Here is a 12,381-nt window from a genome sequence, read left to right as displayed (position 1 = left end):
ACCCTGTAGCTATACATGCGCTACGCTGTAACTATCATGCGCTACGCTGTAACAACATAGACTTAATGTGACCAATTGCTTTGGTCGGGTTAAGGCCTTTAGGACAAACACTGACACAATTCATGATGCTATGGCAGCGGAAAACACTAAAAGCGTCGTCCAGGTCATCCAACCGTGCTGCTGTTTCGGTATCACGGCTGTCAATCAGGAAGCGATAAGCAGCCAGTAACCCTGCCGGGCCGACAAACTTATCTGGATTCCACCAGAATGACGGACAAGATGTCGAGCAACAGGCGCACAGGATGCATTCATACAAACCATCCAGTTTTTCGCGCTGTTCCGGGGATTGCAAATGCTCACGTGCCGGCGGATTTTTGCCATCATTCAACAGGTAAGGTTTAATTTTCTCGTACTGAGTATAAAACTGCCCCATATCGACCACTAAATCCCGCACCACCGGTAACCCCGGCAATGGGCGAATCACAATCTTTTTATTACCCTTTTGCAATGCCGAGACTGGCGTAATACAAGCCAGACCGTTTTTGCCATTCATATTCAAACCGTCTGAACCACACACACCTTCACGGCATGAACGGCGAAACGACAGGGTAGGATCTTTTTCTTTCAACTGGATGAGCGCATCCAGCAACATCATATCCCGGCCTTCTTCCGCTTCCAGCTCATAATCCTGCATGTGCGGCGCGTTATCGATGTCCGGGTTATAACGATAAATTGAGAACTCAAGTTTCATGACCTTTTCCTCCGCAACGGGTTAGGTTTAACCCTATCAACACAACACATGCATTAATAAGAACGCACTTTCGGCGGGAATGCCGCGCGTAGCTTAGGCTGCATGTTTACCTCACGGCGGGTCATGCTCTCAGTGTCTGGCAAATAGAGCGAATGGCACAGCCAGTTAGCATCATCACGGTCCGGGAAGTCGAAGCGGCTATGAGCACCACGACTTTCGGTACGGAAGTTTGCTGATACGGCGGTGGAAAACGCAGTTTCCATCAGGTTATCCAATTCCAGACATTCAATACGCTGGGTATTGAACTCGCTGGAAGTGTCATCCAGACGGGCATTTTGCAGACGTTCGCGGATAGTTCTTAACTCTTCCAATCCTTTCGCCATCGCATCACCTTCGCGGAATACCGAGAAGTTATGCTGCATGCAAGATTGCAGTGCTTTGCGGATCTCAACGGGATCTTCACCTGAACGGGTGTTGTTCCAACGGTTCATTCGTTCCAGTGAGGCTTCAATATCTGATTCGCTGGCATCGCGGCTAGCACCCTGCTCCAGTAATGACTCTTGCAGATGCATACCGGCAGCACGACCAAACACCACCAGGTCCAGCAATGAGTTGCCCCCCAGGCGGTTGGCACCGTGGACGGAAACACAGGCGATTTCACCGACCGCAAACAAACCAGGGATGACAACATCTTCACCCTTTTCATTTACTGTAATTGCCTGGCCGGTCACTTTGGTCGGAATACCGCCCATCATGTAATGACAGGTTGGAATAACCGGAATAGGCTCTTTGATTGGGTCAACATGAGCAAAGGTGCGAGATAACTCAAGGATGCCCGGCAGGCGGGATTCCAGCACATCTTTACCCAAGTGATCTAATTTCAGTTTGGCATGTGGGCCCCAAGGACCATCACAGCCACGACCTTCACGGATTTCAATCATAATGGAACGTGCAACCACGTCACGACCCGCCAAATCTTTGGCGTTCGGGGCATAACGTTCCATAAAGCGTTCACCGTGCTTATTCAGCAGATAGCCACCTTCACCACGGCAACCCTCGGTAACCAGCACCCCCGCCCCAGCGATACCCGTCGGGTGGAACTGCCACATTTCCATATCCTGCACCGGTACACCGGCACGCAGTGCCATCCCCACGCCGTCACCGGTATTAATGTGCGCATTGGTGGTTGATTGATAGATACGACCCGCACCACCGGTGGCCAGCACCGTGGCCCGCGCTTTGAAATAGACCACTTCACCGGTTTCAATACAGATAGCAGTACAGCCAACGAAGGCGCCATCCTGATTTTTCACCAGATCCAGTGCATACCACTCAGAGAAGATAGTGGTGTGGTTTTTCAGGTTTTGCTGATAAAGGGTGTGTAATAGCGCATGGCCGGTACGGTCTGCGGCTGCCGCAGTTCGCGCCGCCTGCTCACCACCAAAGTTGCGCGATTGCCCACCAAATGGCCGCTGATAAATGCTGCCATCTTCTAAACGGGAGAAAGGTAACCCCATATGTTCCAGTTCGAGTACCGCTTCTGGACCGGTTTTACACATATATTCAATGGCATCCTGGTCACCAATATAATCGGAACCTTTTACCGTGTCATACATATGCCATTCCCAGTTATCTTCATGGGTATTACCCAGCGCCACGGTAATACCGCCCTGCGCAGATACCGTATGGGAACGGGTAGGGAAAACTTTAGATATCAGGGCACAAGACAGCCCCATTTGTGAAATTTGCAGTGCGGCGCGCATACCTGCACCACCTGCACCGACGACGACAGCGTCAAACTCTCTGACCGGCAGTTTCATTTAAGCACCCCACACCACAATTGTTCCATACAATAGATAGACCAGCAGCGTAACCACAACGGCCAGTTGTAACACCAGTCGTACCGCTAGCGGCTTTATATAGTCCGTTAATACCTGCCACAGACCAATCCAAGCGTGAGCCAGAATCGACAGCAAGGTCAGCAGGGTAAATACTTTTGTGATGTGCGAGGCAAAAAAGCCGCGCCAGATTTCATAGGTGATGTCCGGGACAATAACGACGAAGCCCAGGATATAAAGAATATAAAGAGTGATGACGATTGCAGAAGCACGCAGTAACAGCCAGTCGTGTACTCCATTACGCCCTAACGCAGAAGCATTGCTTACCATACGAGGACTCCAGCTAAAACTGACAGCACCAAGGTTAACACCATTGTTACTTGTGCGGAGCGGGTCCCCGCAGCCAAGCTCTCTTCGATGTAGCCAAAATCCATAAGCAAGTGACGGATGCCACCGCAAACGTGATAGGCCAGCGCAGTAAGTATTCCCCAGAAGATGAATTTAACAATAAAACTATTCATGACAGCCGCTGCTTGCATGAATCCCTCTTGCGAGGAAACAGACAAACCTAACAGCCAAAGGAGGATACCAACGGCAACGAAAGTAATTACGCCAGAGACTCGGTGTAAAATGGACGCTATCGCAGTAACGGGAAATCGAATCGTTTGCAGATCCAAGTTGACAGGTCTTTGTTTTTTCACGGTTTTGCCCACACAGCTCTTATTATTTTCCTTCCTCCGGGCCTTGTTGGGATCAGACAGCGTTAAGAGCCGAAACCCTTCACATCGCACATTTAAACATAACATCCTGCATGCCTAAATGACGTGTTCTATATAACGCTGGGTGCTCCTACTTCAGGGTAATCCGGAGACCTGGCGGCAGTATAGGGGGTTCACATTCTTATTACAATTCCCACACAAACCGATTGGTAACATTTCCCCTGAACAGTGATTAGGATCACGATTTACACAATTTATATAAAATTAATTATCTGATTTGACAAAGAATAAACATTTCCATTACAACTAGGGTAGAAATAAGCCCTATGATGCACTAAAGGTCTGCGGATACACTTCCCCATAAGCCTAAGTTATGCAACAGTGTATTAAGTGAATATCCCCATAGATATCGTAGGCAATGAACTATAAACGATAAGCATCCGACAAATCGTTAACAACTTTGTAACGTCGCTATCGATCCAGCCTCTCGGATCGCTGGCCGCATTGGTAAGACACTCTGTACCCTAAATCATGTTTTAATCGTGAATAAAACGTTTAATCGTGAATCAAACAGAGCAGTGCCGATAAGATAATGCCCTACAGGCATCTAAGACATTCCAGTTGTTAGCGGTTTTTAAAATAAGCGCGAAGGAGACTGTAAATGGCTGATAAAAAAGCGACGCTGAATCTGGCAGGCGAAGCTGCGATTGAACTGAAGGTTCTATCCCCAACCCTCGGCACTGACGTGATCGACGTCAGCACTTTAGGTTCTAAAGGGTATTTTACCTATGACCCTGGGTTTACCTCTACCGCGTCCTGCGAATCAAAAATCACGTTTATCGATGGTGATAAAGGGATCCTACTGCATCGTGGATACCCTATTGATCAATTGGCAAAAAACTCTACTTATCTGGAAGTTTGCTACATTTTGCTGTACGGCGAAACCCCCACAGCAGAAGAGTATGAAACCTTCAAAGCGACAGTAACCCGCCACACCATGATCCACGAGCAAATCACCAGCTTGTTCCGTGGGTTCCGTCGCGACTCACATCCGATGGCTGTATTATGCGGAGTGACTGGTGCACTGGCCGCGTTCTACCATGACGCACTGGATGTAAACAACGAGCGCCATCGTGAAATTACCGCCTTCCGTCTGCTGTCTAAAATGCCAACAGTGGCTGCCATGTGTTATAAATATTCCATCGGCCAGCCGTTTGTTTATCCACGTAACGACCTGTCCTATGCCGGTAACTTCCTGCGTATGATGTTCTCCACACCGTGCGAAGAGTATGAAGTCAACCCGGTGCTGGAACGCGCGATGGATCGTATTTTTATCCTACATGCCGACCACGAACAGAACGCCTCTACCTCTACTGTGCGCACCGCAGGTTCTTCGGGCGCTAACCCGTTTGCCTGTATCGCCGCGGGGATAGCATCCCTGTGGGGGCCAGCTCACGGCGGCGCGAACGAAGCCTGCCTGAAAATGCTGGAAGAGATTAAATCTGTCGAGCATATTCCAGAATTTATCAAACGCGCGAAGGATAAAAACGACTCATTCCGCCTGATGGGCTTCGGTCACCGCGTGTATAAGAATTACGATCCGCGCGCTACGGTGATGAAAGAAACCTGTGATGAGGTATTGAAAGAACTCAAACTGGAAAATGACAGCCTATTTGCTGTCGCGAAAGAGCTGGAACGTATCGCACTGGAAGACCCCTACTTCGTTGAGAAAAAGCTATATCCAAACGTGGACTTCTATTCAGGTATCATCCTGAAAGCCATGGGGATCCCGTCTTCAATGTTTACCGTGATGTTCGCGATTGCCCGTACCATTGGCTGGATTGCTCACTGGAATGAAATGCACGATGAGGGCCTTAAAATTGCCCGTCCGCGTCAGCTTTATACCGGTTATGCCGAACGTGACTTCAATAGTCAACTGAAGAAATAAGCAGAGTAATTAGACTGTTTATGATGAGAGCGCCACCGGTGAAGGTGGCGTTTTTTTATAGAGAAATCAGTGGATCGCGCCGCCTGATATATGCAGATCGTGTTCAATTTGCATGGCAATAGAGATAGCCAGTTCTAAGGCTACCAGCACTGAATGTGTTGACATACTGGGTGATCCGGGGTGAGCTACCGCCTGTTCCGGCAGATAAGGGATATGAATGAAACCACCCTTCACCTCACTATTGAGCTGATTTAACCGATGCAATAACCCGTACATCACATGGTTACAGACATAGGTTCCGGCCGTCTGGGAGACCGAGGCCGGAATGCCCGCCTCACGGATACCCTGCACCATCGCCTTGATGGGCAAACGGGTAAAGTACGCCGCCGGGCCATCCTCAACTATCGGCTGATCTACCGGTTGATTCCCCAAATTGTCAGGAATACGGGCATCATCAACGTTAATAGCTACCCGTTCGATAGTAATATCGGCGCGTCCCCCGGCCTGACCGACAGCCAACACCAATACTGGCTGAATTTCATCTATCGCGGCATTCAACGCAATTAATGCTTCACCAAAGGCGCAAGGCAACTGACGAGCCACCACTCTGACCCCACCCAGCATTAAATCATTCAATTGTTTGACCACTTCCCAAGAAGGATTTACTCGCTCCCCACCAAATGGCTCAAACCCGGTAATTAATACACTTCTCATCACCACTCCTAGAGGAACATCAGGAAATACAGCAAGAATACGTTAACAATCAATAGAGTCACCCCGGTTGGAATCTGGGCTTTAATCACCGCATTCTTATCCGGCAACTCCAGTAACGCAGCAGGAACGATATTAAAGTTGGCTGCCATCGGCGTCATTAAGGTACCGCAGTACCCTGAGAACATACCAATAGCTGCCATCACTGCGGGATTACCGCCGTGTTGCAATACTAAAATTGGAATACCGATACCGGCAGTGACGATGGGGAAAGCAGCAAAGGCATTACCCATGATCATGGTTAACAGTGCCATGCCAATAGCATAGACCGCCACGGCGACAAAGCGATGATCGACTGCCAGATATTCCTGTGTCAGATGGGCAATAGCAGTTCCGACCCCGGCGGTGGTAAACAGCAGGCCAAGGGTGGCCAATATCTGTGGCAAGATAAATGCCCAGCCGATGGAATCGAGCAAACGCCGAGCTTCCTGCACCGGTTGTGCCGCGGTTTCGTGGGTCATGACGACCGCAATAATCAAACCGAGAACACAACCAACAGTCATCGAGAATAAGGTGACTAAGGTGGCGTGGTTGCCGGTGCCAAACAGCCATTGATCCAGCGCGGGGATATTGTTAAACAGCAGCACGCCAATAACCGTCACCACTGGGATAGCCAATGCCGGGATGAACAACCGGTTCCCCAAACGCTTGGCACTCACTTCGCGCTGTTCTGGAGTGCGTTGATGATAGCTACCCAGTTTTACCCCACCAAAACCGGCAATCAGCGCCATAATCACCACCACCACACCGACAGTAATATTCAGAATGCGCTTCTCATCCGGTCCCTCGCCCGCCAAAGTATTGGCCAGACGATAGGTCCAATCACCCACCAGGAAAATCAGCCCGTATAATCCCCAAAATAAACCGGTGGTGATACGGCGCGGGTTGGCCTTATCACGAAATGACATTAACGCGACAATCAACAGCACTACGCCAGCCAGCCAATAAAGATATTGTTGTTGGAAAATCATTTTGCGTCTCCCTTGGTAGCCAAAGCAGACTGACTCAGCGCGGTTAACTCAGCGGCGAGGTGTTTATCCAAACGTTGCAAACGGTAGGCGTGGATCAGGAAAGCACAAATCGCCGTCGGGATACCCCACAACGCAATGTGTAACGGCTCGGTCTGAATGCCACCGGATTCCAGCATAAAGTTGTGCATAAAAATAATCGCACCGAAAGCGACAAAAATATCTTCACCGAAGAACAACCCAACGTTATCGGTCGCGGCAGACATTGCACGCAGGCGATAACGCACTTTCTCCGGTAACTCACCATAACGGGTTTCAGCCGCCCCTTCTGCCATCGGTGCCAGTAATGGCCGTACCATTTGCGGATGACCACCCAGACTGGTTAAACCCAGCGCGGCTGTCGCTTCACGCACAAACAGATACACAATCAATAAACGGCCAGAGGTGGCACTTTTAATTTGTGAAATCCACGCCTGCGCTCGCTCTTTCAAGCCGTGGCGCTCCAGCAAGCCGATAACAGCCAGTGGCAGTAACAGAATCAGAGGCAGGTTGCGGGTATTGAGAAAACCTTCACCCAGTTTTTCCAAAATAGTGGCCATTGGCATTAGCGCCGCCAGACCAGTGATGATACCGGCGGTAATCACCACCAGTACTGCGTTGATACGCAGTAAAAATCCGATTACGATCGCCGCAATACCAATTAGCGGCCAAAGGTTTACCGTTTGTTCCAAGGTGACTCTCCTGTCCTAAAGTGTTGTTATAAAGTGTGATATGTAGCTAATTGATGAAGCCATTCCACCCGGGCCAGGCGGTTATAATTTTTACTGCCCAACGTCCATCTTACTGCGCGGTTACCGTGATATTTTGCTGCTGAAAACTGTGGCGTAAACGGCGGGCAAAATCCAAGGCATGGGCTCCATCACCGTGGACGCATACTGTATCCGCCTGTACCGCTACCCAACTGCTATCACGAGCCTGAACCTGCTGACGCTGCACCATTGCCAACGTTTGTGACAACGCCAACTCGTCACTTTCAATTAAGGCATCTGGCTGGCTGCGCGGCACTAGAGTGCCATCAGGCTGATAGCGACGATCAGCGAATACCTCTTGTCGGGTCACCAAACCTGCGCATTCACCGGCACGGATCAATTCGCTTCCCGCCAATCCAACCAGCCGTAACGATGTGTCCACGGCTTTCACCGCTTTCGCTATGGCATCCGCCAGCAGAGGATCAACCGCCGCCTGGTTATACAACATGCCATGAGGCTTCACATGTTGCATCACGCCGCCCTCCGCCTTCACGATAGCTGCCAAGGCACCTAATTGATAAACCACTTGGGCATACACCGTCTCAGGGGGTAACTGCATCGCGGTTCGACCAAAATTCTCGCGATCAGGGAAACTCGGATGCGCACCGATAGCAACGCCATATTCCATAGCCCAGCGCACCGACTGGCGCATGGTCTGCGCATCACCGGCATGAAAGCCACAGGCAATATTGGCTGAACTGACCAATTGCAGCAGTGCTTGATCATTAGCGCAGCCTTCACCTAAGTCGGCGTTTAAATCAATCTTCATTTGGCCTCCGTCGCATCGAATCCTTGCTGTAAACCCCATTCGATCTGTTTTAAGAAATGCTGTTGCTCCGCTTTGGCCCGCAGCGCCTCCTCAACTGTGCATGGCACAAAATGCACTGGTTCGCCGAGCCTAAGCTGAGCTAAATGATAAAGATCTGCTTCGATAACGCAGGCAATGCGCGGATAACCGCCGGTTGTCTGCGCATCAGCCATCAGCACAATCGGCTGGCCGTTGTGCGGCACTTGCACCACGCCAGGTAATAATCCGTGGGATAGCATCTCGCGGTCCGTGGTGCGCGCTAATTCGCGCCCGGTCAGGCGATATCCCATACGGTTGCTCTGTGGGCTGAGTTGCCAGGCTTCACGCCAAAAAGCACCCTGTGCGATATCGTCGAACTCATGATATTCCGGGCCAGGAACAGCCCGGACACGGTTACCAAATAACAGTTGTTTGATACCGACTGATTCACGTGGTAAACGTGTGGCTTGGCCTAATGGCAGGGTGTCGCCATCTTTGATCAGTCGCCCCTGATAACCGCCAAAACCGGCTTTCAGGTCGGTGCTGCGTGAACCCAACATCTCCGGTACTGCAATCCCTCCAGAGATGGCTAAATAGCTGCGCATTCCCCGATGTGGCACACTGAGTTTTAGCTGCTGCCCCGGCTTGACCGGATAACGCCAGCCGGTCCACAGCAACTGATTATCAAGCCGGGCATCGCAACCAGCTCCTGTCACCGCTATCCAGCCTGGTTGCGTAAATTGTGCCGTAAACTGACCAAGGGTAATTTCCAGCCCGGCAGCATCAGGCTCATTACCTACCAGCATATTTGCCATGCTGAGCGCCGGTAAATCGAGTGCCCCACCCTGGCTGATTCCCAAACGGCGAAAACCGCCACGGCCACTGTCTTGTACTGTGGTATAAATACCTGAACGAATAATATTCAGCATACGCCCTCCTTTAAGGGCAGGAAGCGCACATTATCGCCGGGCCGTAACAAGGTTGGCGGCATCTCCAGCGGGTTAAACAGTGCCAATGATGTGCGGCCAATAAGTTGCCAGCCGCCGGGCGTTGCCAGTGGATAGATACCGGTTTGGCTACCGCCAATACCGACAGAACCGGGCGCGACCACTAAACGTGGTTCAGCACGCCGTGGCGTGGCGAGTTTTTCCGGCATCCCCCCCAGATATGAGAAGCCCGGCTGGAACCCCAAAAAATAGACGATATAGCTCGCGCCAGCGTGGCACTCCACCACCTGACGCTCTGTCATGCCAGTGTGACGAGCCACTTCAGCCAGGCCTGGGCCTGCCTCACCGCCATAAATCACTGGAATGGTGATATCACGTGATTCAGGCACTAATGATTCGCTCTCCTCCCACCAGCGTTGGAGGCGTTCAATGGCGTCCAGCGCCGTATTTTGTGGATCTGACAATAATAGAGTCAGATTATTCATACCCGGAATCGCTTCAAGGACATCAGGATGATGAATCAGACGATCAGCTAAGCCCCAGATCCGTTGCTGGCTTGCTAATGTTACCGGCGGTTCCAATTCCAGAACCACCGCACTCTCTCCCAATAAATAGCATCGTGCTCTTTGCACTCCCGTCCCCCTAAGACATGTATAGTTTTTATTTTCATTAGATAAATAGCTTTTATAAGGACATATTTATGCGTTAGCACCTAACTGCTGTCAATAGAACTGAATCAACCAATAGATATCAGCAATCACTAGATTCAATGTAAATCCTGAAATTAACCGCTAAAAACAGCGTATTTTGAAGTTTTTTACGAAGGAAAGTGGTAAATAATCGATTCTTTTCTTATTTAGAATCAGGCTATAGAGAGCAAACATTCTTAAAAACTGTCGCTTTATCATCCAACTATGGCCAGATGATGATTTTAAATAGCCAGAGAGAGGATAAAACCTTGTTTAAAGTATGGTTTAATTGCACATAAACAAGGAGATACCTACAGTAGATTATGCACCGATACTTATTACCAGTGCATAATGTTGCATAATGGTCAGGCGGGATTGGGGATATCGATAAAGATAACTTCAAATTGATGCTTGCTAGCCAACCATTCGCCTAACGCCTTGATACCGTAGCGCTCAGTGGCGTGATGCCCCGCAGCATAAAAATTCACGCCCATCTCCCGGGCAATATGAATTGTTTGCTCTGAAACTTCACCAGTGATAAATGCATCAACACCAAAATCAGCCGCTTGTTGGATAAAACCCTGCCCGCCGCCGGTACACCAGGCAAGACGACGCACATCTACTGGCGCTCGATCACCACAATGTAATACCTCACGGCCCAACAATTTTTCCAGCCGTTCACGTAAAATTACCGCATTTAACGGTGCATCAAACTCACCATAAGGTAAGAAAGATTCAATTTCACCCGACACCCGAATACCCAGTAATTTAGCCAATTGCGCGTTATTGCCTAATTCAGGATGAGCATCCAGTGGCAAATGGTAGCCATACAAATTGATATCGTTGGTAAGCAATGTTTTCAGCCGGTTACGTTTCATTCCACGCACCACGACCGGTTCATTTTTCCAAAAATAACCGTGATGAACCAAAATAGCATCGGCCTGTTGCCCAACCGCAGCATCCAATAGTGCCTGGCTGGCGGTCACGCCGGTGACAATGCGCTTGATCTCTTCGCGCCCCTCAACTTGCAAACCATTGGGTGCATAGTCTTGAAAAGCCGAGATATTCAGTTGGCTATTGAGTAGAGTTTCCAGTTCGGTATTGCGCATTTCATCAGCCTCAAAAAATATAAATGGGTAGTTAAAAACGCTGGCTATCGCCTTGCTCCATCAGGATAAAATTAACCCCCATATCATTACCTTGTTGCAACTCAGTGGCAATGGTTTTACGCACATCTTGTCCCTGTTTAAATGAAGGTTTTATATGACTGATAACCACCGGCAGCCCCTTTAATGGTTGGCCTTCACCGCTGTATTTCTCCAGATTTTTCAATTCCTTCAGCAACCACTTAGGCGTCATATGGCCGTACAACTTGTTATCAGCAACGTCATTGGGGAAAGAAACTTCGATTATCATCCCTTTCAATTGCTGCTGTTTAACCTTTTCGGCCAAGTTACTCCACACCGTATCCAGATTTTTCGACTTTTCCATCTCATCCGGGCCAGTATCACCAAAATAGGCAAATGACTGATTATTACTACTGATCAATAACATAGCAGAGGGGGACTTATCATGGCTCAGTGGATACAATTCCCCCGTCAAACGGGTTAAGCCCAGGCTTAGAGGCTGGTTTGGCCGCACCATTTGCATGCGATAGGTTCCCAGCCGGGTACCGCTGCCGCTGTCAGTAAAGTTAGGCCAGACACGCCAGTTAAAATAGTAGTTTCGCAATACATCAATCGTGTCTGCCGAGGCATAAAGGGGCTTGTTGCTGTCTTGCGGCGAACCGATAATCAGGCCGGAAACATGGTCAAGATGGGCATGACTAAGAAAATAGCTGTTGATGCGCTGGCGAAAGATATAACCCTGACGTGTCAGCGGGGCGGCGGTTTCATCGGTAATATCGGGGAAAGCGCCCTTCTCCAGAGCTTTGGCAATACCCGGTAGCACCGAACCGGCATCCAGAGCTAAATAGACCGGCTGGCTATCATCACGAATCAGATAAGATGTCAGATTGCCATCGCTGACACCACCATCCACCCCCAGTGCCACCACCTCAAAACCGGCCGCTGCCAGCGAGCTATATAGGCTAAACGATAAAATCAGCCCGGCGTTAAGCACCATGTGGGTTATCTTATTGGTACATAACGTGGG

The 12,381-nt window shown here is 49.7% G+C and carries 13 protein-coding genes; 1 reads left to right on the top strand and 12 read right to left on the bottom strand.

Annotated elements, in window-relative coordinates; all coding sequences use genetic code 11:
• Nucleotides 1–34 precede the first annotated feature (34 nt).
• Genes Q2T72_RS06960 through sdhC form a run of 4 tightly spaced genes read right to left on the bottom strand, consistent with a single transcriptional unit; the run spans nt 35 to nt 3,302 of the window.
• The gene (locus tag Q2T72_RS06960; RefSeq protein WP_083159601.1) at nt 35–751 is read right to left on the bottom strand and encodes a succinate dehydrogenase iron-sulfur subunit; all 717 of its coding nucleotides are present in this window, start codon (nt 749–751) and stop codon (nt 35–37) included.
• 53 nt (nt 752–804) lie between these two features.
• Nucleotides 805–2,571, bottom strand: coding sequence for a succinate dehydrogenase flavoprotein subunit (sdhA, locus tag Q2T72_RS06955; protein ID WP_083159603.1), 1,767 nt, complete (start codon nt 2,569–2,571; stop codon nt 805–807).
• Nucleotides 2,572–2,919, bottom strand: coding sequence for a succinate dehydrogenase membrane anchor subunit (gene sdhD / locus Q2T72_RS06950; protein WP_050098880.1), 348 nt, complete (start codon nt 2,917–2,919; stop codon nt 2,572–2,574).
• Nucleotides 2,913–3,302, bottom strand: a complete 390-nt coding sequence (gene sdhC, locus Q2T72_RS06945; RefSeq protein ID WP_083163805.1) for a succinate dehydrogenase cytochrome b556 subunit — start codon at nt 3,300–3,302, stop codon at nt 2,913–2,915. The genes sdhD and sdhC overlap by 7 nt, the downstream gene beginning before the upstream one ends.
• A gap of 667 nt (nt 3,303–3,969) precedes the next feature.
• On the opposite strand from sdhC, the gene Q2T72_RS06940 reads away from it, so the two are divergent.
• Nucleotides 3,970–5,256 carry a citrate synthase gene (locus Q2T72_RS06940; RefSeq protein ID WP_083159605.1) on the top strand — a complete coding sequence of 429 codons (1,287 nt, stop codon included), beginning with the start codon at nt 3,970–3,972 and terminating at the stop codon, nt 5,254–5,256.
• 66 nt (nt 5,257–5,322) lie between these two features.
• On the opposite strand, the gene pcp is transcribed toward Q2T72_RS06940, so the two are convergent.
• The 8 genes from pcp to Q2T72_RS06900 all read right to left on the bottom strand — a co-directional run bounded on the left by pcp (nt 5,323) and on the right by Q2T72_RS06900 (nt 12,351).
• The gene (gene pcp / locus Q2T72_RS06935) at nt 5,323–5,970 is read right to left on the bottom strand and encodes a pyroglutamyl-peptidase I (RefSeq protein WP_083159607.1); all 648 of its coding nucleotides are present in this window, start codon (nt 5,968–5,970) and stop codon (nt 5,323–5,325) included.
• An 8-nt stretch (nt 5,971–5,978) separates the two neighbouring features.
• Nucleotides 5,979–6,998: a DUF979 domain-containing protein gene (locus Q2T72_RS06930; RefSeq protein WP_372558357.1), complete on the bottom strand. Its 1,020-nt coding sequence runs from the start codon at nt 6,996–6,998 to the stop codon at nt 5,979–5,981.
• Entirely contained in the window at nt 6,995–7,726 is a 732-nt protein-coding gene (locus Q2T72_RS06925; RefSeq protein WP_372558356.1) for a DUF969 domain-containing protein, read from the bottom strand. Before Q2T72_RS06925 ends, Q2T72_RS06930 begins: the two co-directional genes overlap by 4 nt.
• A 109-nt stretch (nt 7,727–7,835) precedes the next feature.
• On the bottom strand, nt 7,836–8,573 hold the full coding sequence (gene pxpA, locus Q2T72_RS06920) for a 5-oxoprolinase subunit PxpA (protein ID WP_372568867.1): 738 nt from the start codon (nt 8,571–8,573) through the stop codon (nt 7,836–7,838).
• Complete coding sequence (gene pxpC, locus Q2T72_RS06915; RefSeq protein ID WP_372568866.1) at nt 8,570–9,520, bottom strand: 5-oxoprolinase subunit PxpC; 951 nt, start codon at nt 9,518–9,520, stop codon at nt 8,570–8,572. Before pxpC ends, pxpA begins: the two co-directional genes overlap by 4 nt.
• Nucleotides 9,514–10,170, bottom strand: a complete 657-nt coding sequence (pxpB, locus tag Q2T72_RS06910; protein ID WP_372568865.1) for a 5-oxoprolinase subunit PxpB — start codon at nt 10,168–10,170, stop codon at nt 9,514–9,516. Before pxpB ends, pxpC begins: the two co-directional genes overlap by 7 nt.
• A gap of 422 nt (nt 10,171–10,592) precedes the next feature.
• Nucleotides 10,593–11,336 carry a type 2 GTP cyclohydrolase I gene (locus Q2T72_RS06905; RefSeq protein WP_083159613.1) on the bottom strand — a complete coding sequence of 248 codons (744 nt, stop codon included), beginning with the start codon at nt 11,334–11,336 and terminating at the stop codon, nt 10,593–10,595.
• 31 nt (nt 11,337–11,367) lie between these two features.
• On the bottom strand, nt 11,368–12,351 hold the full coding sequence (locus Q2T72_RS06900) for an MBL fold metallo-hydrolase (RefSeq protein ID WP_372569864.1): 984 nt from the start codon (nt 12,349–12,351) through the stop codon (nt 11,368–11,370).
• Nucleotides 12,352–12,381: the final 30 nt, after the last annotated feature.

The sequence above is a fragment of the Yersinia sp. 2466 StPb PI genome, assembly GCF_041538325.1.
Classification (GTDB): domain Bacteria; phylum Pseudomonadota; class Gammaproteobacteria; order Enterobacterales; family Enterobacteriaceae; genus Yersinia; species Yersinia enterocolitica_E.
Note: the sequence above shows the minus strand (reverse complement) of the source record. Positions and strands in the feature narration are given on the sequence as shown.

Excerpts from the sequence above, each read along its gene's own strand:
- Q2T72_RS06905 (WP_083159613.1), bottom strand. The coding sequence starts at position 11,336 with ATGCGCAATACCGAACTGGAAACTCTACTCAATAGCCAACTGAATATC.
- Q2T72_RS06960 (WP_083159601.1), bottom strand. The coding sequence starts at position 751 with ATGAAACTTGAGTTCTCAATTTATCGTTATAACCCGGACATCGATAAC.
- pcp (WP_083159607.1), bottom strand. The coding sequence starts at position 5,970 with ATGAGAAGTGTATTAATTACCGGGTTTGAGCCATTTGGTGGGGAGCGA.
- sdhA (WP_083159603.1), bottom strand. The coding sequence starts at position 2,571 with ATGAAACTGCCGGTCAGAGAGTTTGACGCTGTCGTCGTCGGTGCAGGT.
- Q2T72_RS06940 (WP_083159605.1), top strand. The coding sequence starts at position 3,970 with ATGGCTGATAAAAAAGCGACGCTGAATCTGGCAGGCGAAGCTGCGATT.
- Q2T72_RS06900 (WP_372569864.1), bottom strand. The coding sequence starts at position 12,351 with ATGGTGCTTAACGCCGGGCTGATTTTATCGTTTAGCCTATATAGCTCG.
- pxpA (WP_372568867.1), bottom strand. The coding sequence starts at position 8,573 with ATGAAGATTGATTTAAACGCCGACTTAGGTGAAGGCTGCGCTAATGAT.
- pxpC (WP_372568866.1), bottom strand. The coding sequence starts at position 9,520 with ATGCTGAATATTATTCGTTCAGGTATTTATACCACAGTACAAGACAGT.
- sdhD (WP_050098880.1), bottom strand. The coding sequence starts at position 2,919 with ATGGTAAGCAATGCTTCTGCGTTAGGGCGTAATGGAGTACACGACTGG.
- Q2T72_RS06930 (WP_372558357.1), bottom strand. The coding sequence starts at position 6,998 with ATGATTTTCCAACAACAATATCTTTATTGGCTGGCTGGCGTAGTGCTG.